Source organism: Streptomyces sp. NBC_00209 (assembly GCF_045206345.1).
Classification (GTDB): Bacteria; Actinomycetota; Actinomycetes; order Streptomycetales; family Streptomycetaceae; genus Streptomyces.
Window position 1 is genome coordinate 85,079 of the sequence record NZ_CP108121.1, and the last position, 25,136, is coordinate 110,214.

At 70.9% G+C, this 25,136-nt stretch carries 29 protein-coding genes and 3 pseudogenes; 22 read left to right on the forward strand and 10 right to left on the reverse strand.

The genetic code is table 11. The features are described from left to right. Positions 1 to 138: 138 nt before the first annotated feature. From OG867_RS00380 to OG867_RS00395, 4 genes are all read left to right on the forward strand, one after another. On the forward strand, positions 139 to 2,199 hold the full coding sequence (locus OG867_RS00380; RefSeq protein WP_331720357.1) for an HAD-IIIC family phosphatase: 2,061 nt from the start codon (positions 139 to 141) through the stop codon (positions 2,197 to 2,199). Positions 2,200 to 2,350: 151 nt separating this feature from the next. Continuing rightward, positions 2,351 to 3,421, forward strand: a complete 1,071-nt coding sequence (locus OG867_RS00385) for a glucose-1-phosphate thymidylyltransferase (protein ID WP_328904631.1) — start codon at positions 2,351 to 2,353, stop codon at positions 3,419 to 3,421. Positions 3,422 to 3,486: 65 nt separating this feature from the next. Then, complete coding sequence (locus OG867_RS00390; RefSeq protein WP_328904632.1) at positions 3,487 to 4,854, forward strand: nucleotide sugar dehydrogenase; 1,368 nt, start codon at positions 3,487 to 3,489, stop codon at positions 4,852 to 4,854. Beyond that, complete coding sequence (locus OG867_RS00395; RefSeq protein ID WP_331720358.1) at positions 4,851 to 5,846, forward strand: NAD-dependent epimerase/dehydratase family protein; 996 nt, start codon at positions 4,851 to 4,853, stop codon at positions 5,844 to 5,846. The genes OG867_RS00390 and OG867_RS00395 overlap by 4 nt, the downstream gene beginning before the upstream one ends. A gap of 64 nt (positions 5,847 to 5,910) precedes the next feature. Here OG867_RS00395 and OG867_RS00400 read toward each other — a convergent pair whose 3' ends face one another. Beyond that, positions 5,911 to 6,567: a maleylpyruvate isomerase N-terminal domain-containing protein gene (locus OG867_RS00400; protein WP_331720359.1), complete on the reverse strand. Its 657-nt coding sequence runs from the start codon at positions 6,565 to 6,567 to the stop codon at positions 5,911 to 5,913. A gap of 9 nt (positions 6,568 to 6,576) precedes the next feature. Beyond that, positions 6,577 to 7,530 (reverse strand): IS481 family transposase, encoded by a 954-nt coding sequence (locus tag OG867_RS00405; RefSeq protein ID WP_331720360.1) that lies wholly within the window; start codon positions 7,528 to 7,530, stop codon positions 6,577 to 6,579. A 158-nt stretch (positions 7,531 to 7,688) separates the two neighbouring features. On the opposite strand from OG867_RS00405, the gene OG867_RS00410 reads away from it, so the two are divergent. The 14 genes and pseudogenes from OG867_RS00410 (at position 7,689) to OG867_RS00475 (ending at position 16,702) form a co-directional block, all read left to right on the forward strand. After that, a complete protein-coding gene (locus OG867_RS00410) occupies positions 7,689 to 8,612 on the forward strand; it encodes a hypothetical protein (RefSeq protein WP_406281338.1) in 924 nt (307 codons plus the stop codon). A gap of 72 nt (positions 8,613 to 8,684) precedes the next feature. Beyond that, positions 8,685 to 8,876 carry a hypothetical protein gene (locus tag OG867_RS00415; protein WP_406281341.1) on the forward strand — a complete coding sequence of 64 codons (192 nt, stop codon included), beginning with the start codon at positions 8,685 to 8,687 and terminating at the stop codon, positions 8,874 to 8,876. Further along, positions 8,873 to 10,038: pseudogene (locus tag OG867_RS00420) on the forward strand (DnaB-like helicase N-terminal domain-containing protein). The gene OG867_RS00415 and the pseudogene OG867_RS00420 overlap by 4 nt, the downstream one beginning before the upstream one ends. A gap of 30 nt (positions 10,039 to 10,068) precedes the next feature. Further along, a complete protein-coding gene (locus OG867_RS00425) occupies positions 10,069 to 10,644 on the forward strand; it encodes a hypothetical protein (protein ID WP_406281344.1) in 576 nt (191 codons plus the stop codon). A 1-nt stretch (position 10,645) separates the two neighbouring features. Further along, positions 10,646 to 10,819: pseudogene (locus OG867_RS00430) on the forward strand (DNA cytosine methyltransferase); the annotation flags it as partial. A 121-nt stretch (positions 10,820 to 10,940) separates the two neighbouring features. Then, positions 10,941 to 11,225, forward strand: a pseudogene (locus OG867_RS00435) (DNA cytosine methyltransferase); the annotation flags it as partial. 369 nt (positions 11,226 to 11,594) lie between these two features. Next, positions 11,595 to 11,828, forward strand: coding sequence for a hypothetical protein (locus OG867_RS00440; protein ID WP_406281347.1), 234 nt, complete (start codon positions 11,595 to 11,597; stop codon positions 11,826 to 11,828). Positions 11,829 to 11,920: 92 nt separating this feature from the next. Then, complete coding sequence (locus tag OG867_RS00445) at positions 11,921 to 12,496, forward strand: DUF4913 domain-containing protein (RefSeq protein ID WP_406281349.1); 576 nt, start codon at positions 11,921 to 11,923, stop codon at positions 12,494 to 12,496. Positions 12,497 to 12,536: 40 nt separating this feature from the next. Continuing rightward, positions 12,537 to 13,013 carry a hypothetical protein gene (locus tag OG867_RS00450; RefSeq protein WP_406281352.1) on the forward strand — a complete coding sequence of 159 codons (477 nt, stop codon included), beginning with the start codon at positions 12,537 to 12,539 and terminating at the stop codon, positions 13,011 to 13,013. Next, complete coding sequence (locus OG867_RS00455) at positions 13,010 to 13,687, forward strand: hypothetical protein (protein ID WP_406281355.1); 678 nt, start codon at positions 13,010 to 13,012, stop codon at positions 13,685 to 13,687. Before OG867_RS00450 ends, OG867_RS00455 begins: the two co-directional genes overlap by 4 nt. Then, entirely contained in the window at positions 13,684 to 14,268 is a 585-nt protein-coding gene (locus OG867_RS00460) for a hypothetical protein (RefSeq protein ID WP_406281358.1), read from the forward strand. Before OG867_RS00455 ends, OG867_RS00460 begins: the two co-directional genes overlap by 4 nt. Before the next feature lie 25 nt (positions 14,269 to 14,293). Continuing rightward, positions 14,294 to 15,106, forward strand: coding sequence for a winged helix-turn-helix transcriptional regulator (locus OG867_RS00465; protein ID WP_406281361.1), 813 nt, complete (start codon positions 14,294 to 14,296; stop codon positions 15,104 to 15,106). Positions 15,107 to 15,226: 120 nt separating this feature from the next. Then, the gene (locus tag OG867_RS00470) at positions 15,227 to 16,168 is read left to right on the forward strand and encodes a DUF317 domain-containing protein (RefSeq protein ID WP_406281364.1); all 942 of its coding nucleotides are present in this window, start codon (positions 15,227 to 15,229) and stop codon (positions 16,166 to 16,168) included. Between the two features lie 42 nt (positions 16,169 to 16,210). After that, the gene (locus OG867_RS00475) at positions 16,211 to 16,702 is read left to right on the forward strand and encodes a hypothetical protein (RefSeq protein ID WP_406281367.1); all 492 of its coding nucleotides are present in this window, start codon (positions 16,211 to 16,213) and stop codon (positions 16,700 to 16,702) included. Between the two features lie 76 nt (positions 16,703 to 16,778). Here the strand turns inward: OG867_RS00475 and OG867_RS00480 are convergent, their stop codons facing one another. After that, positions 16,779 to 17,009 (reverse strand): hypothetical protein, encoded by a 231-nt coding sequence (locus tag OG867_RS00480; protein ID WP_406281370.1) that lies wholly within the window; start codon positions 17,007 to 17,009, stop codon positions 16,779 to 16,781. Positions 17,010 to 17,264: 255 nt separating this feature from the next. On the opposite strand from OG867_RS00480, the gene OG867_RS00485 reads away from it, so the two are divergent. From OG867_RS00485 to OG867_RS00500, 4 genes are all read left to right on the forward strand, one after another. Next, positions 17,265 to 17,612 carry a DUF317 domain-containing protein gene (locus tag OG867_RS00485; protein WP_406281373.1) on the forward strand — a complete coding sequence of 116 codons (348 nt, stop codon included), beginning with the start codon at positions 17,265 to 17,267 and terminating at the stop codon, positions 17,610 to 17,612. A 114-nt stretch (positions 17,613 to 17,726) separates the two neighbouring features. Continuing rightward, positions 17,727 to 17,912: a hypothetical protein gene (locus OG867_RS00490; protein ID WP_406281376.1), complete on the forward strand. Its 186-nt coding sequence runs from the start codon at positions 17,727 to 17,729 to the stop codon at positions 17,910 to 17,912. Between the two features lie 303 nt (positions 17,913 to 18,215). After that, on the forward strand, positions 18,216 to 18,428 hold the full coding sequence (locus tag OG867_RS00495) for a hypothetical protein (RefSeq protein ID WP_406281379.1): 213 nt from the start codon (positions 18,216 to 18,218) through the stop codon (positions 18,426 to 18,428). A gap of 78 nt (positions 18,429 to 18,506) precedes the next feature. Beyond that, positions 18,507 to 18,836 (forward strand): esterase, encoded by a 330-nt coding sequence (locus tag OG867_RS00500; protein ID WP_406281382.1) that lies wholly within the window; start codon positions 18,507 to 18,509, stop codon positions 18,834 to 18,836. A 101-nt stretch (positions 18,837 to 18,937) separates the two neighbouring features. On the opposite strand, the gene OG867_RS00505 is transcribed toward OG867_RS00500, so the two are convergent. From OG867_RS00505 to OG867_RS00535, 7 genes are all read right to left on the reverse strand, one after another. Beyond that, positions 18,938 to 19,147, reverse strand: coding sequence for a hypothetical protein (locus OG867_RS00505; protein ID WP_406281384.1), 210 nt, complete (start codon positions 19,145 to 19,147; stop codon positions 18,938 to 18,940). 26 nt (positions 19,148 to 19,173) lie between these two features. Continuing rightward, on the reverse strand, positions 19,174 to 19,509 hold the full coding sequence (locus OG867_RS00510; RefSeq protein ID WP_406281387.1) for a DUF6233 domain-containing protein: 336 nt from the start codon (positions 19,507 to 19,509) through the stop codon (positions 19,174 to 19,176). 588 nt (positions 19,510 to 20,097) lie between these two features. Next, positions 20,098 to 20,661: a hypothetical protein gene (locus tag OG867_RS00515; protein WP_406281390.1), complete on the reverse strand. Its 564-nt coding sequence runs from the start codon at positions 20,659 to 20,661 to the stop codon at positions 20,098 to 20,100. A gap of 55 nt (positions 20,662 to 20,716) precedes the next feature. Next, positions 20,717 to 21,952 (reverse strand): pentapeptide repeat-containing protein, encoded by a 1,236-nt coding sequence (locus tag OG867_RS00520; RefSeq protein ID WP_406281393.1) that lies wholly within the window; start codon positions 21,950 to 21,952, stop codon positions 20,717 to 20,719. 560 nt (positions 21,953 to 22,512) lie between these two features. After that, a complete protein-coding gene (locus OG867_RS00525; protein ID WP_406281396.1) occupies positions 22,513 to 22,875 on the reverse strand; it encodes a hypothetical protein in 363 nt (120 codons plus the stop codon). A 116-nt stretch (positions 22,876 to 22,991) separates the two neighbouring features. Next, the gene (locus OG867_RS00530; protein WP_406281398.1) at positions 22,992 to 24,734 is read right to left on the reverse strand and encodes a relaxase/mobilization nuclease domain-containing protein; all 1,743 of its coding nucleotides are present in this window, start codon (positions 24,732 to 24,734) and stop codon (positions 22,992 to 22,994) included. After that, positions 24,734 to 25,120 (reverse strand): plasmid mobilization protein, encoded by a 387-nt coding sequence (locus tag OG867_RS00535; protein ID WP_406281401.1) that lies wholly within the window; start codon positions 25,118 to 25,120, stop codon positions 24,734 to 24,736. The genes OG867_RS00530 and OG867_RS00535 overlap by 1 nt, the downstream gene beginning before the upstream one ends. Positions 25,121 to 25,136 lie beyond the last annotated feature (16 nt).

The following is a 25,136-nucleotide window of genomic DNA, read 5'->3' on the forward strand; positions in this document are numbered from 1 at the left end:
CCGCGCGGGCCGGAAAAGGCGGCGCAACCGGGAAGATGACACGCCTGGCGCCGACGCGAATTCTGGGTGCGCAGAAATCGCGCCGGTTGGCCCGCCCTTCGCCGCACGCGACGCCGAGGCGCCGGCAAAGGAGGCTTTGTGTACCCCGCGAATCGCTCCCCCGAGCCGATCCGGATCAGGCTCGCGTCCACTTTCACCGCCGACCCGCTCGCCGATGTACTGGAATTCTGGGGCGACGAACTGGGAGGGGAACTGGAAGCCGCATTCGCGCCCTACGGGCAGGTGTTCCAGGAGCTCCTGGCCTCCCAGGACGAACCGGAATCCGCCCGTCCGGCCGCCCGGGTGCTCCTCCTGCGCCTCGACGACTGGCTGGCCGAGGGCACCCGCCTCGCCGCATCGGTGGCCGATCTCGCGGCGGCCGTGCGCACGACGGCCGCGCGCGGCGGCAGCCCGGTCATCGTGCTGATGTGCCCCTCCCCGCCGGGCGCGCCCGACGCCGTACGGGCCGCCGAGGACCAGCTCGTCGCCGCCCTGCACGGGGTGCCACGGGTCCAGGTCGTCTCCTCGGCCCGGGTCCTGTCCGGCTTCCCGGACAGCGGCTGGCACGCCCCGTACACCGACCGGCTCGGCGCGGTCCCCTACACCGAGGCCGCGTTCGCCGCGCTCGGGACGGTGGTCGCGCGGGCCGTCCACGCCTGGGTGGCGCCCCGGCCGAAGGTGATCGCGGTGGACTGCGACAACACCCTCTGGGACGGCGAGATCGCCGAGGGCGGCATCACCGTGCCGCCCGCCCGCCGGGAGCTGCAACGGATGCTGGTGGACCAGACGCGCGCCGGCCGCCTGGTCTGTCTGTGCACCCGCAACGACGAGGCGGACGTCCTCGGCGTGCTCCGGGACCACCCCGACATGGTCCTGCGGCCCGAGCACGTGATCGCGGTCCGGGCCAACTGGCGGCCCAAGTCGGAGAACCTGCGCTCGCTGGCCGGCGAACTGGACCTGGGCCTCGACACCTTCGTGTTCCTGGACGACGACCCGCTGCAAGTGGCGGAGGTGCGCGCCGCGACCCCCGAGGTCACCGCGCTGCACCTGCCCGCCGACGCCGGAGCGGCCGCCGCGTTCCTGACCCACTGCTGGCCGCTCGACGCGCCGCAGGTGACCGCCGAGGACGCCCGCCGGACGGCCAGCTACCGGGACAACCACCGCCGCGAGGAGGTGCGCCGGCGGTCGGCGACGCTCGCGGACTTCCTGGACCGCCTCGAACTGGTGGTGACCGTACGCCCTCTCGCCGCGCCCGAGCTGGACCGGGCGGCCCAGCTGACCCAGCGCACCACCCAGTTCAACCTCGGCGGCGTCCGGCGCACGGCCGGGGAGATCGCCGCCCTCGCCGACCGGGGCACGGAATGCCTGGTGGTCGATGTCCGGGACCGCTTCGGCACCTACGGCATCGTGGGCCTCATGCTCTTCGACGCCCGTGACGGGGCGCTGTGCGTGGACACGTTCCTGCTGAGCTGCCGTTCGACCGGACGCGGCGTCGAGCACCGGATGCTCGCCCACCTGGGCCGGCTCGCCGAGGAACGCGGGCTGGCCGAACTCCGGCTGCCGTACGTGCCCACCGCCCGCAACGTCCCGGCCGCCGACTTCCTGGAGGAGGCCGGGGGCAGCTGGGAGGCGTCCGAGGACGGGCGCCGCGTCCGTGTGCTCTCCGCCGGACGGGCCGCCGGGGCCCGGCACGCGCCGGACCGGGGGACGCCGGACCGGGGCACGTCCGCCCGTAAGGCGCCGGACCGTCCCGCGCCGAGCGGCCGCCCCGCGCACCGGGACGCGGCGGAGCTGGTCCACCGCACCGCCGAGGAGCTGGCGACCCCGGCCCAGGTCGTCGCCGCGATGCGGGCCCGGCGGACGGACGCCGGCCGGCACGCGGTGGCCGGGTCCGGCGCCGTACCCCCGCGCACCCCGCTCGAAGCGCGCGTGCTGCGGCGCTGGGAGGAACTGCTCTCGCCCCGGCCGCTCTCGGTGCACGACGACTTCTTCGCACTCGACGGCGACTCGTTGAAGGTCGTCCAGTTCCTGGGCTGGGTGTACGAGGAATTCGGCGTCGAACTCCCCGTCGGCGCCTGGTCCGAGGGCTCGCTGACGGCGGCCGACGCGGCGGCGGCGATCGAGGAAGCGCTTCACCCGGCACCCGTCCCGGCCTCGTAAACCCCGCGGCACTTCCCCGCTCCGGAGCACGGCAATCCAAGAGATGACCCGCCCGCCGCCGTGGGATGGGATAGGCGTTCGGTGGGCGGCCTCTGCCCATCCGGACGCATTCCGGTCCGGGACCGGAAGCGACTACGGAAGGCAGTGGATCGTGAAGGCACTGGTACTGGCGGGCGGTTCCGGAGTACGCCTCCGGCCCTTCACCTACTCGACCCCGAAAGCGCTCATTCCCCTCGCGAACAAACCGGCTCTGGAATATGTCGTCGCCCATCTCCGGGATCTCGGCGCGCGGGACATCTGTCTGGTCGTCGGCGACTGGGCGGACACCATCGCGGAGGCCATGGGCGACGGCTCCCGCTTCGGGGTGCGCCTCACCTACCTGCGGCAGGAGCAGCCGCTCGGCCTGGCGCACGCGGTGCGCACGGCCCGCCCGTTCCTGCGCGACGACGACTTCCTGCTGCATCTCGGGGACAACGTGTTCCCGGACGGCGCGGCCGGCATCGTCGAGGAGTTCCGGCGGGCCCGCCCGGCCGCGGGGCTCGTGGTGCAGCAGGTCGCGGACCCGCGCGCCTACGGGGTGGCGGAGGTGGCGGCGGACGGCGCGGTGCTGCGGGTCGCGGAGAAGCCGGCGCAGCCGCGTACCGACCTCGCCGTGCTCGGCCTGTACTACCTCACCGCCGCCGTCCACGAGGCGATCGGCTCCATCGCGCCGAGCGCCCGGGGCGAGCTGGAGATCACGGACGCGATCCAGTGGCTCATCGACCGGGGACGGACGGTCGAGGCGAGGCGGTACAGCGGCTTCTGGAAGGACATCGGCCGCTCCGACGACGTCCTCGCGTGCAACCGCCGGCTCCTGGACGACCTCGTCCCGGCCGTCGACGGGCACATCGACCCGGCGAGCGAGATCCGCGGCCGGGTCGTCATCGAACCCGGCGCCCGGGTGGTCCGCTCCCGCGTCCACGGCCCCGCGGTCATCGGCGCCGGCACCCTCGTCGAGGACAGCTGGATCGGCCCGGGGACCTCCGTCGGGCGCGACTGCACCGTGCGCGCCACGCACCTGTCCGACTCGATCGTCCTCCAGGGTGCCCATGTCCACACCCCGCGCGGCCTGTACGGGTCGCTCGTCGGCCGGTACGCCACCGTCGGCCCGGCGGAGCCGGACGAACCGGCCCACCGCCTCGTGGTCGGCGACCACGCGCGCGTCGAAATCATCGCGGCATGAGGGCCGGCCCCTCCGAAGCGCCGGCTCGCGCGTTCCGAAGAACCGCCCCCGATCAGGAGACTGCCATGACTGACGACCGGATACCGCCCGAGGACCACGGATCACCGGACGCGCCCACCGTGGCCGTGGTCGGACTGGGATACGTGGGCTCCTGCCTGGCCGCGACGCTGGCCGACCGGGGCTCGCACGTGGTGGGGGTGGACGTCGACACCGCCCTCGTGGACGAACTCGGCGCGGGGGTCGTCCGCTTCGCCGAGCAGGGGCTGAAGGACATGGTGGGCCGCGCCGTCTCGGCGGGGCGGCTCCGGGTCACGACGGACTTCACCGCGGTCACCGCCGCCGACGTCGTGGTCATCGCCGTCGGCACCCCCGCCCACGACGACGGCTCGCTGGACGACCGGCAGTTGCGCGGCGCGTGTCTGGCCCTGAGCGGCCACCTCCGCGCGGGGCAGCTGATCGTGGTCAAGAGCACGGTCACGCCCGGCACCACCAGGAGCCTGGTGGCCTCGTCGCTCGGCAGCGGTGGTCTGCGCGCGGGCGCCGACTTCCTGCTGGCCTACAGCCCCGAACGGCTGGCCGAGTCCACCGCGCTCGCCGAGCTGCGCGCGTTCCCCATCGTCGTCGGCGGGCTCGACGCGCCGAGCACCCGGGCGGCGGCGGACTTCTGGCGGCGCGCCCTGGGCGTCGACGTCATCGAGCAGGACTCCCTCGAAGCGGCCGAGATCGTGAAGCTGGCCGACAACTGGTGGATCGACCTCAACATCGCCCTCGCCAACGAACTCGCCAAGTTCTGCGCGCTGTACGAGGTGGACGTCCTCGACGTCATCGAGGCGGCCAACTCCATCCCCAAGGGCAGCGGCCACGTCAACATCCTGCGCCCGAGCGCCGGGGTCGGCGGCTCCTGCCTCACCAAGGACCCGTGGCTGGTCTGGCGGGCGGCCCGCGGCCACGACGTGGACCTCCTCACCGTCCCGGCGAGCCGCGCGGTCAACGACGGCATGCCCGGGCACACCGCGCGGCTGATCACCGACGAGCTGACCGCGCTCGGCAAGGACCCGGCCGCTTCGACGGTCGCGGTCCTCGGCGTCGCCTTCAAGAACAACACCAGTGACCTGCGCAGCAGCCCCGCCCGGGCGGCGGTCCAGGCGCTCGCGGCGGCGGGGGTGCGGATACGCGTCCACGATCCGCTGGTGGACACCGTGCAGGCGGAGGAGCTGCTGAACGTACGGCCGAGCGCCACGGTGGACGAGGCGGTGCGCGACGCGGACTGCATCGCCGTGCTGGCGCTGCACAAGGAGTTCGAGGACATCGACTTCGGCGCGCTGGCCGTCGCCGACTCGTGCATCGTCATGGACGGGCGCGCCTACTACTCGAAGGAGAAGATCGCCGTGCTGCGTCGGCTGGGCTACCGCTACCTCGGGATCGGCCGATGAGCGCGCGGCGCGTGGTCGTCACCGGCGGCTGCGGGTTCGTCGGAAGCCATCTGGTGGAGCGCCTGGTGGCTCGCGGCGACGAGGTGACCGTCTTCGACGGTGCGCCGTACCCGGCCGACCTGGACGACGACGTACGCAAGCAGGCTCGGCACGTCCGGGGCGACATCCGCGACGCCGACGCGCTCACGGCCGCGATCCGCCCCGGCACCGATGCCGTCTACCACCTGGCCGCCGTCGTCGGCGTGGACCAGTACCTGGCCCGGCCGCTCGACGTGATCGACGTCAACTTCACCGGCACGCGCAACGTGCTGGAGGCGGCGGCGCGGGCCGGGGCGAAGGTGGTGGCCGCGAGCACCAGCGAGGTCTACGGCAAGAACCCGGTCGTGCCCTGGGCCGAGGACGGGGACCGGGTGCTCGGTCCCACGACCGCCGACCGCTGGACGTACTCGACCAGCAAGGCGCTCGCCGAGCACATGACCTTCGCGTTCGCCCGCCAGCACGGCCTGGAGGCGACGGTCGTCCGCTACTTCAACGTGTACGGGGCCCGTCAGCGCCCGGCGTACATCGTGAGCCGCACCGTGCACCGCGTGCTCAACGGCCTCGCCCCGGTCGTCTACGACCAGGGCCTCCAGACCCGGTGCTTCACCCATGTGAGCGACTGCGTCGAGGGCACCGTCCTGGCGGCGGAGAAGCCCTCTGCGGCGGGCGGCGTCTTCAACATCGGCAGCATGGACGAGACCACGGTCGGCGAGGCGGTGGGCCTGGTCGCCGAACTCGCCGGTTCGGACGGCGCCGTGATCGAGGTGGACACGAAGGACCGGCTCGGACCGGCGTACGAGGACCTGCTGCGCCGGGTCCCGGACAACTCCCGGGCCAGGACCGAGCTCGGCTGGACCTGCGGGACGTCCCTGCGCGACGGGCTGGCCGACACCATCGCCTGGGCCCGCGCCCATCCGTGGTGGCTCGCCCTACCCGACAACGGCGCGCTCTGACCCGGCCCCCGCGCATCCGACTGCACCGGCGACTCCTGGACCCTCGGCCCGCACGGGTTTGCCGTCAGCCGAGGATCAGCGGGAGCCGTGCCGCCAGGTCGCCCAGGTCCGCGGTCTGCGCCGGGGTCGGGGTGCCGCGGCCCGTGCCGGTCCGCAGCGCGTCGGCGTCCGTGAGCGAGGCGGGGAACGCGGCGCCCGCGACGGCCTCCAGCGCGGTGCGCGCCGCGGCCAGGGTCTCGACGGGCGGCCCGGGGGCGGCGGGCAGGTGGGCCACGAGGTCGAGGTGGTGCAGGGTGCCTTCGAGGACGTACGCCGAGAGGTAGTCGGCGACCGTGAGAACCATGTCCTGCGTACGGACCCGGGCCGCCGGGTCCGCGAGACCGGCGGCGCGGACGGCCGCCGTGCCGACGTCGTCGATGTGGTGCTTGAGCAGGCGCGGTTCGCCGTACGCGGCTGCCAGCCGGGGGATCAGGGCGTCGAGCGGGTCGTCGCCCGTCGGTGGTTCGGGGAGCAGCGTCCAGTAGCCGGGCGCGTCGGTCGTGGCGGGCGCGTCGGCGGGGGTGACCAGGGTGATCAGGACGTCCTGCGCGTCGATGACCAGGTGGCACACCAGATCCCGGACGAGCCACCCCGTACAGCCCGAAGGTTTCCCGAAGTCCTCGTCGGGAAGACCGGCCACGGCGTCGAGCAGCGCCGTCCAGGAACGCGAAAAGGGATGCATGGGGCCACGCTAGGTGTACTGACCCGTGAGGTTAGGGACGCGGCTGGCGGGTGGTTGGCCCTTGAGCGCGGTGTGTCCGCGGTGGTGATTGTAGGTGTGGAGCCATCGCGAGTAGGCGTCACGCCGTTCGGTCTCGGTCCGATATGCCTTGGCGTAGGCCCACTCGTCCAGCAGGGTCCGGTTGAACCGCTCGACCTTCCCGTTTGTCTGGGGCCGGTAGGGGCGGGTGCGCTTGTGTGAAATGCCCTGTGAAACAAGTGAGTTGCGCCAGAGGTACGACGTGTAGCAGGAACCGTTGTCGGTCAGGACGCGCTGGACGGTGATCCCGGCGGCGGCGAAGTAGGCGTGGGCGCGCTGCCAGAATCCGACGGCGGTTTCCTTCTTCTCATCGGTGAGGATCTCGCTGTAGGCGAGACGGGAATGATCATCGACTGCGTTGTGCAGGAAACTCATGCCGGCGCCCGCCCGGTTCTTGCGGCCTGCTTGCCGGCCGAGGGCCTTGTGGCCGCCGCCGTCGGGAATGTTGCCGAGCTTTTTGATGTCGACGTGCACGAGGTCACCGGGGGCGGCATGCTCGTAGCGGCGGATCACCCGGCCGGTCGCTCGGTCCAGATGGGCCAGGCGGGCGAGTTTGTAGCGAGTCAGGACGCGGTGCACGGTCGCCGGGTTCAGCCCGAGCAGATAGGCGATGCGGGCTGGTCCCCAGCGCCGCAGGACACGGACCTTGATGATCCGCCGCTCGGTACGGGTCGGTGTCCGGCGCGGGCTGTAGTGGGGCCGGGAGGAGCGGTCGGTCATCCCGGCCTCGCCCCGCTCGCGGTAGCGCCCCGCCCACCGCTGAGCCGTGGTGGGCGAGACCTGGAAGCGCTCGGCGGCCCGGCGCAGAGGCCAGCCGTCCTCGACGACGCAGCGGGCCAGACGCAGACGCCCGGTCTCGGTCAGGGGTGCATTACGGTGGGGCATGAGGGCCTTCTGATCGTTCCGTGTAGATGTCGCAATCCACACCGAACCCGGAAGGCCCTCACTCGTTCAAGATCCCCAAGCCGTGGGATCCGTCACCAACCTCCATGGACAGAACACCTAGCCAAGGCCGAGGCTGGCGACGACTTCGGGCTGACGGCATGAGCGCCCCGGCACTCAGGGTGCTGTCGCTCGGCGCCGGCGTGCAGTCGACGTGCCTGCTGCTCATGGCGGCCGTTGGCCACCTCCCGAAGCTGGACGCGGCGATCTTCGCGGACACCGGCTGGGAGCCCCGCAGCGTCTACGACCACCTCGACCGCATCGAGTCCGAGATCGCGAAGCCCGCCGGGATCCCGATCCTTCGGGTGTCGTCCGGGAACATCCGCGACGACGCCCTCGACCCCAGCCGGCGCTTCGCCTCGATGCCCTTGCACATCCTCAACGCCGATGGTGGCGAGGGCATGTCACGGCGGCAGTGCACGGGTCAGTACAAGGTCCGGCCGATCAAGGAAAAGGTCCGCGAGCTGCTCGGCTTCCCGCACCCGCAGCGCATCCCCGCCGGATTGCATGTCGAGCAGTGGATCGGCATATCGGTGGACGAGTTCCACCGGGCCAAGGACGCCGACGTCGCCTACATGAAGAACCGGTTCCCGCTGATCGAGCAGGGCTACTCGCGGTCGGACTGCCTGCGGCTACTGCGCTCCAGGGGCTTCGGCCAGACCCCCAAGTCCGCCTGTCTGGGCTGTCCTTACCACGGCAACGCCCAGTGGCGGGCCCTGCGCGACGATGCCCCCGATGAATGGGAGGACGTGGTCGCTTTCGACGCCTCGATCCGGTCGGGCAACGCCCGCGCGACCGCCGAGGGCAAACCCCTGCTCGGACAGGCGTACCTGCATCGCAGTCGCCGCCCGCTGGACGAGGCTCCGATCGACCGGGTCACCGCCCATGAGTGGTCCGGGCGCCAGACCGATGTCTTCGACGCGGTCGCCGACGCCGAGCTGGAGAACGGCGCCCCCGACGGCTGCTCGCCGTGGTCCTGCCGATCCGGCACCCCCACCCAGACCGATCACGGTCTCGCTTCCTAACACCTCTTCACCGAATAGGAGTTGCTCATGGACTCGCACCGCCCTTCCCCTCCTGCTGCTTCCGGAAGGCTGATGCGATCACCGGCTGTGCGGCTCGGCGGCCAGTGGTGGCTCGTCGGCACGACCGGCGCCGTACGCGCCGACGACCCGGACTTCGCCGGCGCCTTGGAGGCGCTGGCCACGGCCGCAGCCGCAGCCGACCGGGCGGTCGCCGACCTCCGCACCCACACCGCCATACCCCCGGCGCGGGGTGGTCGGCGATGACACCTCTGCAGAAGGCGGAGCAGGCGGTCCTCGGCGCGGTGCTCCTGGACCCGGGCCAGCTCGCGCTCCTGGACTGGCTCGTGCCGGAGCACTTCGACCGGCCGGCCCACCAGGCCCTGTACGCCGCTCTGCGCAAGCTCCGGTCCGGTGGGCACAACGCGCTGGTCACGGAGGGGGCTGTTCCGTTGTCGTGGGTGACCGACGCGGTCGACGAGGCCGGCCGCCACGTCCGCGGCATGACCGCCGTGTATGCCCACACGCTGATCTCGGCCTGTCCGCGCCCCGAGCACGCCCCGGTGTACGCGCGGATGGTGCTGGAAGGCGCCATCCACCGCACCATCGCCCAGCACGCGGTCCGCCTGCACCAGGCCGCCCGCGCCGACGCGCTCCAGGGCCAGGTCGACGGCGCCCTGCACCGGGCAGATGTTCTGGCCGGCGTTCTCCACGACCTTGCCCGGCGGTGGGGCACCGAGCCTCGCCCGGTCCCAGCCAACGAACCACCGCCCAAGGACCGCGGCGGCCCGGTCCGGGCCTCGGTGATGGAAGACGAGCGGTTCCTCCTGACCGTCCTGGCGGACCAGCCGAAGGCTATGGAACGCGGTGGTGGGGTGGCTGCGGCCGGGCGACTTCGCTGACCCGGGTCACGGTGGGCTCTATCGCTGTCTCGGCGCCCTGCACCATCGCGGTGAACCGGTCCGACCGCCTCACCCTGCTCTGGGAGGCCCAGCGACGCGGGCTCCTGGCCGACGGCACGCTCACCACGGACGCTCTTGTCGCGATCTGTGACGACGTCGGTGCCGGCGACGCAGCCTGGCTCGGCGAGCAAGTCCTCCGATCCTCAGTCACCCGGACCGCCGCCACCTCGGCCGACGAGGTACGGGCCCTCGCTGAGACCGAGGCGCTGTCGCCAGGCCAGCTGATCAATCACGCCGTGCACGCCCTGGGCCCGCTGGACGAGGTGAGGGCGCGCTGGCAGATCGCTACGGGCCGCTCACCCGCACCCCCACCCCACCCCACTCCCGCTTCGAGCGGTCCTCCTGCGGAGCGGATGCACGCTGCCCTCGCCCGCAGCACGCCGACGCCGGGCCCTCCGCCCGGCAAACGGCCCGGCCCTGCCCCCGCCCCGGCCGGCGCACGGCCACCGGCACGCGGCCACCACTGATCACCCCCGCTTCTCACATCTGGATCGACCATGAACAACACCCCCAGCACGGATATCCGCGCCCTGCGTGCCATCGCGGCAGCCATCGACGCCCAGCACGGCAAACTCCCCGACCTCACGGACCCGTTGCGCCCGCCGGTTCTCGGTGACGTCGCTCGGCAGATCACCGCGCTCGGCCAGCTGGCCGCCGACATGGGCCACGAGGTCTTCTTCAGCGACGCCCGGGAGCCAGAAACACACACTCCGAAGGTCATCGCCGCCTACACCGCCGCCGTACGGCCCACCGCCGAGGCGGTATCCGCGCTCGGGCAGGTTGCCGAGCAGCTCGCCTTCCTCGACCGGACCGAGCACCTGCGCGCCCAGCCCGACGCCGACGACGCCCGGGAGGCCGCCGTACATGTGATCGACGAAGCGCTCTGCACGGCGCACACCACCCTGCGCGATGCCGCCGACTCACTTCGCGCAGCGTCGACCACCATCTCGCCGCCGTCCGTGCAGCTTCGGGCCGCACTCAGCCGATCCCCGGCCTCCCCCTCCGCAACGGCTTCGACCCCACCCCCACCGCCTGCGGCACCTTCCACCGCCCCGGCCCGGCGGGGCCGGTGACATGCCGGCCGACGCCGTACGGGCTCCACTGATCGGCTCCCTCTGCTCGGGCTACGGCGGCCTGGACCTCGGGGTCCAGGCCGCCCTGGGCGGCACCCTGGCCTGGCACGCGGAAGTCGATCCGGGCCCCTCGCGCATCCTGACCCGCCACTGGCCGGGGGTGCCCAACCTCGGCGACATCGCCCTCGTCGACTGGTCCGGCGTCCCCCGGGTGTGCGTCCTGACGGCGGGCTTCCCCTGTCAAAGACGTCTCGGTCGCCGGCCGTCGCGCCGGGCTCAACTCCGCCACCCGTTCAGGGCTGTGGCTGCACGTCGCCCGTGCTGTCGCGGCCCTCCGCCCCTGCCTCGTGGTGATCGAAAATGTCCGCGGACTCCTCACCTCCCCCGCCGGCTCCCCTGGCGACGTGGAACCCTGCCCGTGGTGTCTGGGAGACACCCCAGGCCAGCCTCCTTTGCGGGCACTCGGTGCCGTACTCGGATCCCTGGCCAACCTCCGGTACGACGCGCGATGGTGTGTGCTTCGCGCCTCCGACATCGGAGCCCCGCACCGACGCGAGCGCACCTTCCTCACCGCCTGGCCCTCCGACCGCCCTGCTCAAAACGCCGACCAGCAGCATCGGCAAGAACGGCGGATCCCAACACCCGTCGAAGCGGCGGAGCGGCGGCCACGGTCCGAACCTGGCCGACGAGGTCGAGTGGCTCCTGCCGACCCCGAAGGCGTCCGACGGGACCAAGGGCTCACCCAACCAGCGGTATGGGAACAGGGACTTGACCCTTCCCAGCGCAGCGGCATCCCTCTCGCCCTCACACCGGACCGGCCCCTCCTCGCCCCGGGAGCGACGCGGTCACCAGCCGACGGCGGCACTACCGCTTTGGTCGGAGCCGCCTCTGGAAGCCGCGGATCCGAGCAGCGATGGGGACCGTACAAGGCCGCAATCACCCGGTGGGAGATGCTCACCCGTCCCGCCCCGGCTCCCACCGATCCGGCAGGCCGGCTCCGGCCCGAGTTCGTGGAGTGGATGCAGGGCCTGCCGCTCGGCTGGGTCACCGCCACCCCTGGTCTCGGACGGCCCGCGCAGCTCACCGCGCTCGGCAACGGCGTCGTCCCCCAACAGGCCCGAGAGGCGCTGCGGTTGCTGCACCCGCCCTTCCCCCGGTGCCCGCGCTGCGGGGCGTCGGGGTAGCGCCCTCTACCTCGCTGTTCCGGCCGGGCCAAATCGGAGTTCGTGCGGATCCTCTTCCCCATGTCGCCGACCCACAGATGGAGCACGACCGTATGTCCGACAGCACGACCGCCCCCGAGCCCGAGCCGTTCCGCATCGCGGACGAGGATCTCGGCGACCTCGCCAGCACCCTGGCCAAGGTCGTATCCGACGTCAGGCAGCACGGCGTCATCCTCGACCGCCTCGACTCCGAAGCATCTGCCCCCACCGTCGCTGCGGGGGCCGGCTCCGCCCAGGGCGGGCGCGGGCCTGCCTCGGTGTTCATCGTCGCCCTCGGCGGAGAGGCATATGCCACCGAACTCACCGCACTCAGCAACTGGGTGCACCACCTCTTCCTCCCGATCTACGGGCGGGAGATCAGCACGACCCGACCCTGGTGCGCGCAGTGGTACGACCACCCCGAAGCCGTCGCACGGCTGCACGCGCTGTGGCTCGCGTGGCAGCAGCTCACCGACACCGAGGCCGGCCCGACCGGGCCCTCGACCTGGCACCGCGACCACCTCGACCAGGCTTTGGTCCACCTGCGTGCCCCCGACGGCCCCTTCGCCGCGTGCACGACGAGCGCGTCCCGGCCCAGCCACCGCGTGCTCGCCACCCCGGCGCCCGTACAGACGGAGGTGGCGGCATGAGCACCCTGCCCTCCCGGCGCCCGGCTGCTGGAGCGATACCGTGAGTCGCGCCCGCTTCGCCTTCGCCGCTCACCCGGACGCGATCCGCGATCTCCGAGAACTGCCAGACGAGATGCGGGATTTGGCCTTGCTGGAGCTGCAGGGTCTGGTTCACGGCAATGGTGACTGCCTGCCGCTGAAGGGCCTCCTCACCGGCTACCACAAGGTCTACGTCGACCCCGCCGTGCACTACCGGCTGGTCATCCAGTTCCGCGACGCCCCGGCGACCTCCACCCACCGGCGGGAGATCTATCTCGTCGCCGCCGGCAGCCGCAAGGACTACGCCGTCTACCACACCGCGCAACTGCGCACCGGCGCCGTCCAGAAGCACCCGCCGGCCACCGCCGCCGAAACACGCGTGCAGGCCGCCCTCTCACGCTCCCCCCACGCCACCACTCAGCAGATGACCGCACCGGCCTCCCACGCGACCGACGCCCGACCTGCCGCCGCACCCCTTCGAAAGGTTCCCCAGCGATGACCGCCGCCCAGACCTCCCTGACCCGTATCGAGCTGGCCGAACGTCTCACCGACGCGGCACAGAGCGTCTCCAGCATCCTGATCACCGAATACCCGACCGCCGCGAGCCGGTCCTACCTGCACCCCGTACTCGGTCCGCTCGCGGCCGGGCCCCGCGTCATCGGCGAGCTGAACGACCGGTTCGAACAGCTCGTGGCCGCCGAGCCCAGCCTGGTCACTCCGGCCGGCCTGTTCACCCTGGCCTCCTACGCCTCCGCACTGGGATGGCTCACCGAGTCCTTCACCGAGCTGACCTCCTCAGTCGGACAGATCTGCACCCGTGCGGGCATCCCCACCGAATCCGGCACCCCGGTCGTCGACGGGGCCGTCTGCACGGAGCCGGACGACGAGGACGACGAGTTCGACTTCGCGTTCAGCGCGCTGGAGCTGGCGGCGATCCGGACTGCGGCCGAGGCCGCCGGCCTCGCACCGTCCGACTACGTCGAAGTCCTCTCCCAGGCGCTGCTCGCCGGCTCCCGGATCACCGACGCCTGCATGGAGATCTCCAGCGGCCTGATCGACGACGCCGCATATGTCCTGGACGAAGCGAGCGACCATGTCCGGACCGACGATGGACCGGGCAGCCTGCCCACCCTGGTCCGATCGCTCCTCGCCCGTATGGAGTCGGTGAAGTGACCCCGAACCCGTACCACCCTGTCGAGCGGCCCGGTGCGCACCTGGTCGCCGAGGGGCTCTTCGTCGACAATCCCTGGGACTTGACCGAGAACTTTGGCCCTGGTGACCCCCGCGACATCGTCGGCCGGTTGATCGCTGAGTCGGCTCGCAACGTCGACTCCCTGCACAAGGAGCTGGGCCGGGCTGCCCAGACCGCCGCCGAGCTCCTCGCGCCGATTCTTCATGGCGAGATCACCCACGAGCAGCAGTACGGCGTTCTGTCGAGCGTGGCCCCGCGGATCGATGTGCTTGCGGCCCGGCGGGCAGTTGCTTACGGCCAGCTCAAACAGGCCATTGCCACCTTCCGGCAGCTCGACCCCGACCGCGGGCCAAAAGGCTCCACGCAGGCGGCAACACGCGACCAGGAGTGGGGTCAGCAAGCCGTGCACGAAACAGCTTCGGGGCCAGCCACACCGCGCGTCTCCGCCGCCCTCAGCCGCAGCACCCCTGTGCCGGAGTCACGCCCCGACGCAGAGACTCCTGCCCCAGGCCCCCGCACGGCTCCCGCCCCTGTACGCCCCCGCCGGTCCCCCTCGGCCTAGGCCCCCCTTCTCACCGGAGTGCACCATGTTCACCACCCCCCTCGCCCTGGCCCAAGCTCAGCGGATCGAGGACCGCTTGTCCCTCCTCGCTCCGAAGTGGACCGTCTGGCTGGCCCAGACCCTGGCCCAGCACGACCACCCACTCCGCGTTGGCGACATAGCCGACCAGCTGCCTTTCATCAGCTTGTCGACCATCAGCACGCGGCTGAGTGAGATGCACGCCGACGATCTGGTCACCCGCGCGGGCACCCGCTATGGGGCCCCGTACAGGCTCAGCGCTCTGGGCGAGTCCCTGCCACCGGTCTACCGCGCCCTGTCCGACTGGTCGCACGAACACATTCCGCTCGACGAAATCGCCGGCGCCGAAAGGGTCGAGGACGCGATCCGACGGCTGCACCTGCACCATTCCACCAACGTGATCCAGGCCCTCAGCACACACGGACCCATGCGGTTCCTCCACATTGCCGAAGCCACCGACCTGGAGAACAGCAGCGCCCTGCAGCGGCTCAACCGGCTCCAGAAGGACGGCCTGGTCACCCGCACCGGCCCACGCTGGGGAGACCCGTACGTTTTGACCGATGCCGGCCAAGCCCTCGGCCCCGTCTACGCGGCCGTAGGGAACTGGGCCGCTCCCTCCACCGCGCAGACAACGGCACCTTCGCCAACGCCTGCAGCACAGGCCCGAGTCGGTCTCGCACCGGAAACGAGCAGCGCACGCACCGCAGCGGCGCTGCGCCGAAGCCCTGCCGTCCCGACGCTGTTCAGTCACGCGCCACAGCCCCCACCGCGGGTTCCGACGGCCTTCAGCGCCCAGTCCGCCCCCTCCCGAGGCCGGTGATCCCGATGCCGAGAACCGAGCACCCCTCGCCATCAGCACGGTGCCCCCGTACGGCCGAGCACTCCTCCGCTCCGCCGACCCGGGCACCGCCTCCCCTCTACGTGTTCCGGAGTACCGGCCATGAGCGCCCAGCAGTCCCACGCATACGATCCCTACGAAGAGGTACTGGTCAGCCCTCGGTACCTGGCCGGCCTGGGGGTGTCTGGCGAGGCCAGTTTCGCGCCCGTTGCCCACTGGCCGCGCCACGATCTGGGCGACAGCCCCTGCCAACTGCTCGTCACCAGCCCCGATCACCGGATTCGTATCGGCTGGTTCGGCGACGACTGGGACATCTGGAAGATCACTGCCTCCGCTGAGAGCATCGGCGCACCGCGGTGGACGGCATCCTTCAACCATCTCACCGCGCCCGAGATCGTGGCGGGTCTCACCGCTGCCCTGGCCCGCGACTACGCCGAAACCGACACCCATCAGGACGACGCGCGCTTCCTGGAGCGGCCGTCGATGTACTGGCGCGATGCCCTCCAGCCCTTGCTCGACGCCGGCTGGCGCCGGGGGGTCGAGGAAATGGGCGTCGTAGAGATCATCGCGCCCGACGGGCAGGCAGGTGCCCGGCTCGACCGACGGTTCATCGGCGAAGACGAAGATGCTGTGACCTTCTGGTCCGGTCCGCCCGGGTGGGGCACGCGCGCCGAGGCGGTCTTCACCGCCGGCACTCCGTCCCACCTGATCGCCGCGACGGCCGCCGCCGTGACCATCACCGCGCCCGTCGTACGTGAACGTCACATGCTGAACGAGGACTTGAAGAATCTGGTCACCATCACGCCTGTCACTCCGCGCGCGGCCCGGCCACCCGCCGCTCCGACTCCGCTCGACGTACGGCGCACCGCCGTCACCGAGGCGGTCAACCGCGCTTCACGCGCCCCACGCTCCGCCGCTGACCTACGGGTGATGGCAGCCCGCAGCCGCACGACGGCCACGCCGCAGAACCGTCCGTATAGCCCCGTCCCCGCAGCCGCAGCCGCGCCCCCGACGAGTTCACCAACCGCCCGGCACCCCCGCTGATCACCGGTACCCCACCCTCCGATACACCGGGAGTCCCCCCTCATGCCCAGCACCACCGCCCGCGACGAAGCCACCGCCATGATCGAGAAAGCGTGGGGCCGCCCAGTCGAGGACCTCGAACCCCTCGCCAAGCAACGCCCCTGTGCTGATCCGCTCCTGCGCTCGGTCATGCACATCCGATCGGCCCTGGTCATCACCGAAACCTCGACCGCAGTACACCAGGGCCGTCTGCATGCTCTGACCCGCGGCGACCACACACCAGGCTTCTTCGACCTGGAGCGCATTGCCAGTTCTGCGACCAGCCTGCACGTCGGTCAGGCTGAAAACCGGATCGCCCTGCAGGCCATCGGATACGTCATCGAGGCCCGTAAAGCCGCCGCGCCCCGGGACAACGCGCCAGCAGCCCTGCGGGCCCAGGCCGCTGTCGCCCGCTCCGGGCACACCACCGCCCAGCCAGCCCCGGTGCCCGCCTCACCGGCTCCCTCGGCGGCAGCGAGCCCGCCGGCGCCCGCGACGGTCCCCCGCCATCACTGAGCGGTCAGGCACAGGCCCGGCGTGGTGGGCGTCCTCGATACGGGCGCCCACCACGCGGGCTCCCCCCATGACGTGTTCAGGCGGGAGGCTTCGCCTGGTGGGCATCCGAGACGTGAGCGCCCACGACGCGGGCCAGCTCCTCCACCGTCATCTCGACATCTCCGCCCTCCGCTATCCGCAGCTCCACCACGGCCTCCTGCTCCGTCCATCCGCTGGGCTGCGCGCCAACTCCCCATTGCCCGTCCGCGACCATCACGGTGTCGCCCATGGTCCAGGGCCGACCTGCGGCGAGGATCTTGTGCTCCAACCCTGTGCTGTCCCAACCTCTGCTCGACTGCGTCATTCCGGCCCGCCTCTCGATTCCGCGCGGCCCGTCACCGCAACCCAGGTACGACACCGGCCGTCGACGATCCATTCCTTCGGCCGGCGCACGCTTGCGGCTCGTCGCGAGTTCGCCCACGGCAGACGCCACCGTCGGGGAAACGACTACGCCCTCCGGCCTACCCCATGTCAACGTACGGGTGTCGGGAAAACCGCAGGTCATCGAAGGGATCGTCCAATCGTGAACGCCTCTGCTGCCCTCTTGCCCGCCACCGCCAACCCCACCGTGGACGAGGGCCGTTGGCTCTCCTCCGACCACTGCGCCGCCCCCGTGTTCGACCTCCTCCATGCCCTCGACTGGTCCGTCGTCGACACCCCGGAGGCCAACTGCCACGCCACGAGCCCCGACGGCCACGTCTACGTCGGCTGGCTCCCCGAGGACTCCTCTGCTTGGCAGCGCAACATCGTCTGGCAGATCCGCGTCCAGCCCACCGAGGGCGTCGCCTGGGTCCAGGAGTTCGGTGTCCGCACCCCCTCCGAGGCAGTCTCCGGGTTTCTCGCCGCTCTCGTCGCCCACTCCTCCAGCTGACGCCGCCCCGCCCCGGGGCAGAGCCGTCGTCCGCTCGCCGTAACGCCCGAGCCAACGGCTCTCTCCCCGGCCGCCAGAATCTCCGATTCACCAGCCCTGAAAGGGGGTTACCTCGTGCGCATGCTCCTGGCCACCCGCCCCGGCCACCGACGCAAGTGCGCCCACGCCCGGCGAGGCTGCACCTGCTACTACCTGCCCGGAAAGTACGGCCGCCGCGCAAAGACCCTTCGGCGCCGTGCCGCCCGGCGCGCCGAAGAACACCGATGGATCGCCGACATCGCGAACGAGCTCGGCGAATAGGGCCTCCGAGCCCGTCGAGCCCGGCCATCCCCGGGCGCCTTGCGCCCCAGCCATCGACATCCGGCACGAAGAAGGGACGACTGCTGCCGTGACGCGCGACAAGATGATGACCCGGCGTGGACTGCGGCGATACGACTGCTGCCCCGGCCACAACCCCAGCTCCTACCACCACGGGCGGGAGCGCGCCCGTGAAGCCCGTGAGTGGCGGCAGGACATCGCACACGACCTCCCGCCCGGCGCACGCGTGCCCTACCCGCCACCTGAACCATCTTCTGCTGCCCCGTACGACCCTTGGAGGCCCTCTTGCCCCGCCACCTGACCGTCGGTGACCTGCTGCGTCAGCTCCAGAACCTCGACCCCCACCTGCCGGTGCGAATCGCCGTCGCCCCCGACTTCCCGTTCACCCACTACGTGGGCGCCGAGGTCGTCGTCCACGACGGCCACGCCTTCATCGCCGAGGACGGCCAGGAGGACTACCTCCAACCAGCCGTCGCCGACGCGCTCGGCTGGTCCTGACCACACATCCGCACCGCCCCGGAGGTCCGCATCCCCTCTTCACGCACCCTTCCGTTGCACGGGCTCGCCGTACGCCCCATGCCGACCGGCGTACGCGGCGCGCTGGTCCAGCGCGTGAGCGCACGGGCCGACGGCCCGCTCGACGTCACCTGGCTCGCCCTCGACGCCGTACGACTCCCGCTCGGCCGCATCCGGCTCCACTGGGAACCCGCCTCCCTCACGGGCTGGGACGTCACCGCCCACCTCAGCCTCGCGACGACCGAGGTGCACCTGGCGTCCTGGCCCGCAGCTCCCGACGACTGGCCCAGACTCGTCCGACCGACCCTCCACGAAGTGACCGGCCTCTCCGCCGCCCTCGCGCTTGCGACCGCAGCCCTCGACCTCTCGAACAGCCTCGCCCCGACCTGAACCGCTACACCATCAGAAGGCCGTCCGTACCCCGATCCACAATCGGGGTACGGACGGCCTTCGTGTATCCGATGGCGCCAGAACCTACGCGGCTGGACCGGTCAGGCCGCATCCCAGACGTGGGCACGGCCCCCTCGCCACTCGACCCAGGCGGGATTGTCGACTAGTGCTTCCGCGTCCAGACCGGCGCGGCGAAGGAACTCGATCAGATCGCGATCATCGTGGGCGAGTCCGAGGATCCGCCCGTTCGCTGTCACTCTTCGACCGCCGGTGGGCGACGGACGATGAACGACTATCGGCGCAGGCTTCATGCCTCCACCGTCCGCCAGCACGGCCGTCACAGCATGCCCAGCTCGGTGTCCGGACGGCAGATGCCGCAGGCGAGCGCACCGTTCTCGCCTATCAGACGCCGCGCCTCCTCTGCCGGCACTGGTTTGACCCTGGACCCGGTCATCTTGCACCCGCCCTGGTACACCGCGACGAGCTGGCGCCCTTGGCCGATGCCCATCTCGATCAGCCACTCCGGCGGCGGCGGAGGCGGGCGACGAGCAGCGATCTCCGCCAGGCGCCGCTCCTCCTGGGCGATCCACTCTCGTGTGCGCGCGAGATCTCGGGCTTGCACCTGCTCCTGGAAGCGGAGCAGCTCGATCCTCGGCACCTCGCATTCGCCCACGCGTTCGATTATATGGAGGTGGCGCCTCGCGGCCGAGCCGGGCGCCCGATGACCTCCGACAAAGGATCTTGGCCGTTTGCCATGTGATCTTGACGGCGGGTAGTTCTCTGCCACCTGATCTTGACCAACGAGGTCTCCTGCCCCCCGCAGGCCGGGGCGGCGGCTGCCCGACGCGACCCGGCTCCACCGCAGGAGGGGCGGAACTGGGAGGCAAAACTGTGGAATGGACTGATTGGACTGGCATGCGACGTGCCCGGATGCCCTCTCCACCGTGGATCGACGTGCGGTGGGCATAATGGACCGTTTCCGCCCCCGTCCCCGAATGGATGGGGCTGCACTGCTTGGCGGTCGGGACTCATCCGCAGTCACGCCAAGGGTGTGACGGTTCGGACCGGCTGGTCGTTGGTCGGGCTATGACGAACCACGACTACTATTACGAAGACGAGTCAGCCGACCTCGCTGCGGAGATGGACGCTGACCGCCGCGCTGAGCGCGAGAGCGAGATGGGGCCTGAGGATAACGACCCCTGGGTCGAGCCCGCGTAGGGACCGTTTGCGCCCCCGGTCTCGATCGGATCGACGTCACTGCTCAGGTGCCCCGTAGACGGCGAGGGCTGGGAGCAGTCCAGGTGGCTTTCCGGTAGGCAGACACGAACAAGATTCGAGCCGCAGCCGCCTGATCCCAAGCGCTATGACATGCGTCCCGATTGGGCCAGGCTGGACTGCCTGCTTGGAGCCGTATGGCCTGAGTCAATGCACTGAGGGTTGAAGCTAGCTGAGCGCATGCTGTATCCATGCTCGCGGGTCCGAGCAGTGCCACTTGTTCAAGAGCGTTCTCGACAGGTTCCGAGATGACCTCGGACCGGTCCCAGATCCGGTCTTCGCTGGCCTGCCAGCCATCACCGGAGTGAGTCTCTGCCAGGTGGCGTTCGACTGAGACCTGATCCGGATCGATCATCTCCTGGAACTCCTTCACGCAGGTCACCCACGCGTTCAAGAGAGCAAGGTGCGCCTCTTGGCGCTGCCCGCGTAGCCACTGCCCGTGTTCGACGCGGGCCTGATGCGTCGCCTGCCAGCGCCCCACAAGGATGCCGGCCAGCACACCGATCAGTCCGATGACCCCGGGTATGAATGTGTCCCACTGTTCTGCCATGACCGCATTTTGCAGTGAGCGTTCGGCCCGAGAGGACCGTTTTAGCCCTCCTGGTCTATGGATTCGTGGTCACCCAAGAGGGGGGCAGGGTGACCCCCACAGATGTACTTGCGATAGCAGTGAGCAGTCCAACTGGTGCTGGACCACCCTCTAGGTCGGTGAAGTGAACCTCGCTGCCGGGGAACGTCGCGTCAATAAAGGTCACCGTGCCGTCGGAGAACGTCGCGCCGCGGAAGGACACCGTGCCACTGGAGAACGTCGCATTGTCGAAGAACACCGTGCCGTCGGGGAACGTCGCGCCGGTGAAGGACACCGTGCTGCCGGAGAACGTCGCGCCGCGGAAGGACACCGTGCCGCCGGAGAACGTCGCGTAGAAGAAGGACACCGTGCCACTGGAGAACGTCGCGCCGCTGAAGGACACCGTGCCGCCGGAGAACGTCGCGCCGCGGAAGGACACCGCGCTGCCGGAGAACGTCGCGCCGCCGAAGAACACCGCGCTCCCGGAGAACGTCGCGCCGCCGAAGGACACCTCGCTCCCGGAGAACGTCGCGCCGCGAAAGGACACCGTGCCGCCGGAGAACGTCGCGCCGCGAAAGGACACCGTGCCGCCGAAGAACGTCGCGCCGCGAAAGTCCATGTCGCCGTCGATGGTGACGCCGGTGAGGTCGAGGTCGCAGCCCTGCCAGGACCGGTGAGTCCCCCTGGGGCGTCGGTAGTGGTCCCCGATGAGGCGCAGGATCGTGTGCCGGACCTTGCGGAGGGCCAGGTAGCGGTGGTGTTCCTCTTGGTGGGCGGGGTCGTTGCCGGGGTCGGGGGTGAAGGGGAGTTGGAGGTAGGCGCACAGTACGTCGATGCATGTCTGGCGCAGGCTGTCGTTGGGGGCGTCGTCGGCGAGGCCGGCCAGGGCGTGGACGCCCCCGAGCCGGACTGCTGGGGAGTCAGAGCCGAGCTTGTCGACGGCCTGCGAGAAGCGCTCGGTGTGGAGCCGGGTGGCTTCGCGGTGGGCGCCGGCCTCGTCGACGCGCTGGCGGCGGTAGGCAACGACCAAGGCGACGAGCGCCCCGGACCCGGCGACCACCCCGAACGAGAGCTTTACCAGGTCGAAGAGTGTTTTCGCGTCGAGCTTCGCGGTGGTGTCGACCTCTTGGAAGTCGAGCAGGACTACCAGGCCGTAGAAGACGCCGCCCGCAACCAAGACCGCAGCGACGAAGGCCAGAACCAGGGTTCGACCGACCTTCCACAGCCGCAGCTCGCGTTCATTCAGTGATCGTGACCTTCGCCTGAACATCATGACGATGAAGACAAAGCACTGAAGTCAGTGGTTGCAGCGAGCACGTTGGCCGCAGGACCTGGCGTTTACGGCCGTTTCCGCCCCCTGATTCATTGGACGGTATGTAGTGCTCACGACTCACGGAACACTGGGACCACGCACAGAAGGAGGGGACGTCAGTGAATCCTGCGGTTCGAGCGGCGTGGCATGCCTGGCGCACCAAGCACGAGTCATGGTCCGGCCAGTACGTCTGGCCGGGTGGGAGTGGGACGGTCTGGTTCTGTGATTGCGGCGAGCAGTTCTGGCCAGAGGAGGCCATAGAGGCCCTTGGGGACTGGCGCAGCCATACCGTCCGCCGGGACCGGCCCACGAAGTGACCGGACTCTCCCGCAGTCCGCAGGTCCACTCGACCGTTTTCGCCTCCTGGAACCGATTGGATTTGCGGCTGCTGGACGTGCTGGCGAGCAGCACGTCGTCCCGCCCTGCTACGCGGGTGCGTACACCTCGGGAGTCGTCACCGGTCAAACTACAGTGACAAACACTCAAGATCGTTTGCCAGAGGTCACCGAGGGGCTATGTCTTCAGTCCAGGTAGGTGCCGGCGAAGGTCCCGTCGAAGCCGAGCGCGGCGAGGGCTTGGTCGAGGTTGGGGTAGACGGTTCCGTCGGGGAAGAAGATCAGCGCGTCGAAGTCGGCGCGGGTGATCTCGGGCTCCAGCCACTGGTGGCCGCAACGGCAGATGACCCAGACGTTGCGGCCGTGGTTGATGAGCAGCCAGTCGCGTCGGGCACGGCAGACCGAGCACATCACCGGGATTCCGCGAAGGGTGAGTTCCTGGGGATGGGCGAGGTGGCGCGTCGCGCCGGGTCCGGTGGGCAGGCTCGGTGCGTCCGTGAGCTTGAGGAGCGGGTCGGTGCCAGCGGCGGGGTTGGTTCTTCTGTCCACGGTGTCGTCTCCCGGTCGAGGTCTCGGTTCTCATCCATAACAGCAGGTGAGTGGGCTGTCCAGGGGATATGCGGAGCCCGGGTTCCCGGTTGAGGAGGGGCCGTATGCTGCGGCCCTCAGCGGCGTGGGGGCCGGCGGGGTGGCTGAACGGTGGTGTGGGTGGTCGCGGTGGGTGTGGCGGGGCGGGCCGTGGCGCCCGTCCGCCGGGCTTGGGACGGTTCGGCCGCCCGGGCGGGGAGGTGTGCGAGGTGGCGCAGGCGCCAGACCAGGACGTCGTTGACGTTCTCCGCGGTATCGAGTTCGCGTATGTCGATGGCCTGCTGGAGCAGCGCCTTGGGGTCGTGGCCTGCCTTCTCGGCCTGGGCGAGCGTGGCGGCCAGAGCATCGGCGTGCGCCGCTGAGTGCTCTGCCTTCAGTCCCGCCTCGCTCAGTGCCGTACGGATGGTGGCCTGGTGGGTTCGGCGCTCTGCCTCCGGGAGGGCGCGGCCCTGTGCGTTGAGTGCGCGCAGCGGTGTGGTGGCGGCGTGGTGGTAGGCGGTGCGCAGGTGCTGGGCGGCTTGGTGTGCGGCGTGGGCCTGCTGGGCGTGGCTGTGGGCGGAGTGCCAGTGGGCGGCGGCGAGGGTGAGGAGGACCAGGGTGGACAGGAGCATGGCGGTGGTGCCGCCGTCCTCGCCCCGGCCAAGTGCGCCGCCGGCCTGGACGATGCCCCGGGCGGCCGAGCGCAGTGCCCGGGTCTCGGAGTGTTCGGCTCGGATGTGGCTGCGGGTGGCGCGCTCGAAGGCTCGGGCTGCGGCGGCCAGCTCGGCACGGGTGGCGGACGGGGATGCTTGGGCGAGCGCGTCCAGGAGTTCTCCGGCGCCGACGAGCTGGGCGGCGGCCTCTTGGTCATCCTCGCTGTCGAGGAGGGCCGCGGCGTGCTCGGTGATTCCGGTGGCGCTGCGTCGTGCTCGGGCCGGCGCGGACCAGTCCGGTCGGTCGCTGTCCGACGGAGTTGTTGTCCGCTCGCCGGGGCCGTCGGCGAGGCGGAGGCGGATCTTGGGGAGGGAGAGGTCGGGGGCCAGCTTGGAGCCGGGGTACCAGATCGGTTCGCCATGGCGGTTGCGGTCGCCAGGGAGCGCGACGTTGTAGCCCAGGAGGTCGCCGGACGGTGCGGTCCGTACCTTCACCCGCAGGCCCGCGTCGCGGAGCCGGGTGAAGAACTCCTTCTCGTCGTCCACTCCGGCGAGGGCGCGGCGGACGGTGTCGCGGAGCGTCTCGCGGGCGGTATCGGTATGTCCGGTGCGTTCGGCCTTGAAGCGTTCGGCGCTGGTGGGGGTCTTGGCTCCGGTTCCGTCGCCGGGCTTCAGCTGGCGCAGGCCCATCTCCCTTTCGATGCGCCGGCACTCGCCTTGGGCCTTCTTGAAGTCGTAGTTCATCCGAGGGCGGCGCAGGTCGCCTCGGACCATGGTGGCCAGGATGTGGATGTGGTCGTCGGCATGCCGTACGGCGACCCAGCGGCAGCCGTCCGGGTCGCCTTCCGGGGCTAGGTTGACGGCGCGGACCAAGCGGTTGGCGACCGTGTTCCATTCCGCGTCGGTCAGGGTTCGATCGCCGGGGTCGGTGCGGACCGAGCAATGCCAGACGTGCTCGGGCGGGGCCCCGGTGCCTGCCTGTTTAACGCGTAGATCCAGCGCCGCGGCGAGCCGGGCGAGGGTGACCTTCGGGTCGGGGTCCGGGCTGGTGTCGCGCCCGGGGTCGGGGGCGAAGCCGTCCCAGGAGCCGACGAGATGGGGGTCGACGTGCTCGTCGCGCTTGCCAGGGCCGTACAGGTAGACGAGCAGACCGTGGGTGCGTGAGCCGCGCCGGATCTTGGGGACCATCAGCTTCGCTCCCTCACCAGGTCGTTCGCAGCGTTGTCGACATGGACGAGAAGCCTGGCCAGGGCGCCCAGTGCGTGCTCGAGTTCTCCGGCGCGGGGGCGGCCGCCGCTGTTGAGGACGTAGGCGATCTGGTTGACGTTGTTGCCGATCCGGGCCAGGGCCGTACGCAGGGCGGCCAGCTCGTCGATCGCGGCGTCGAGCCGTTCGTTGCTGTGCAGGGGGGTCGACCCTCGGGCGGCGGCCAGGCCGGCTGCGGCAATGAAGCGGGCGACGGTGACGTTGCGCTGCTTGGCGGCGGCAGCGATCTCGGCGTGCTCTGTGTCGGAGAGGCGCGTGGTCGTCTTGCGGGTGCGCTGGCTCGGGTTTCGGCTGCGGCGGCGCGGCATGCGGTCGGGGAAGGCG

Excerpts from the sequence above, each read along its gene's own strand:
- OG867_RS00395 (WP_331720358.1), top strand. The coding sequence starts at position 4,851 with ATGAGCGCGCGGCGCGTGGTCGTCACCGGCGGCTGCGGGTTCGTCGGA.
- OG867_RS00530 (WP_406281398.1), bottom strand. The coding sequence starts at position 24,734 with ATGGTCCCCAAGATCCGGCGCGGCTCACGCACCCACGGTCTGCTCGTC.
- OG867_RS00515 (WP_406281390.1), bottom strand. The coding sequence starts at position 20,661 with ATGGCAGAACAGTGGGACACATTCATACCCGGGGTCATCGGACTGATC.
- OG867_RS00415 (WP_406281341.1), top strand. The coding sequence starts at position 8,685 with ATGCGATCACCGGCTGTGCGGCTCGGCGGCCAGTGGTGGCTCGTCGGC.
- OG867_RS00500 (WP_406281382.1), top strand. The coding sequence starts at position 18,507 with ATGCCGACCGGCGTACGCGGCGCGCTGGTCCAGCGCGTGAGCGCACGG.
- OG867_RS00400 (WP_331720359.1), bottom strand. The coding sequence starts at position 6,567 with ATGCATCCCTTTTCGCGTTCCTGGACGGCGCTGCTCGACGCCGTGGCC.
- OG867_RS00505 (WP_406281384.1), bottom strand. The coding sequence starts at position 19,147 with ATGAAGCCTGCGCCGATAGTCGTTCATCGTCCGTCGCCCACCGGCGGT.
- OG867_RS00470 (WP_406281364.1), top strand. The coding sequence starts at position 15,227 with ATGAGCGCCCAGCAGTCCCACGCATACGATCCCTACGAAGAGGTACTG.
- OG867_RS00410 (WP_406281338.1), top strand. The coding sequence starts at position 7,689 with ATGAGCGCCCCGGCACTCAGGGTGCTGTCGCTCGGCGCCGGCGTGCAG.
- OG867_RS00520 (WP_406281393.1), bottom strand. The coding sequence starts at position 21,952 with ATGATGTTCAGGCGAAGGTCACGATCACTGAATGAACGCGAGCTGCGG.
- OG867_RS00440 (WP_406281347.1), top strand. The coding sequence starts at position 11,595 with ATGCTCACCCGTCCCGCCCCGGCTCCCACCGATCCGGCAGGCCGGCTC.
- OG867_RS00405 (WP_331720360.1), bottom strand. The coding sequence starts at position 7,530 with ATGCCCCACCGTAATGCACCCCTGACCGAGACCGGGCGTCTGCGTCTG.
- OG867_RS00465 (WP_406281361.1), top strand. The coding sequence starts at position 14,294 with ATGTTCACCACCCCCCTCGCCCTGGCCCAAGCTCAGCGGATCGAGGAC.
- OG867_RS00475 (WP_406281367.1), top strand. The coding sequence starts at position 16,211 with ATGCCCAGCACCACCGCCCGCGACGAAGCCACCGCCATGATCGAGAAA.
- OG867_RS00390 (WP_328904632.1), top strand. The coding sequence starts at position 3,487 with ATGACTGACGACCGGATACCGCCCGAGGACCACGGATCACCGGACGCG.
- OG867_RS00535 (WP_406281401.1), bottom strand. The coding sequence starts at position 25,120 with ATGCCGCGCCGCCGCAGCCGAAACCCGAGCCAGCGCACCCGCAAGACG.
- OG867_RS00455 (WP_406281355.1), top strand. The coding sequence starts at position 13,010 with ATGACCGCCGCCCAGACCTCCCTGACCCGTATCGAGCTGGCCGAACGT.
- OG867_RS00425 (WP_406281344.1), top strand. The coding sequence starts at position 10,069 with ATGAACAACACCCCCAGCACGGATATCCGCGCCCTGCGTGCCATCGCG.
- OG867_RS00445 (WP_406281349.1), top strand. The coding sequence starts at position 11,921 with ATGTCCGACAGCACGACCGCCCCCGAGCCCGAGCCGTTCCGCATCGCG.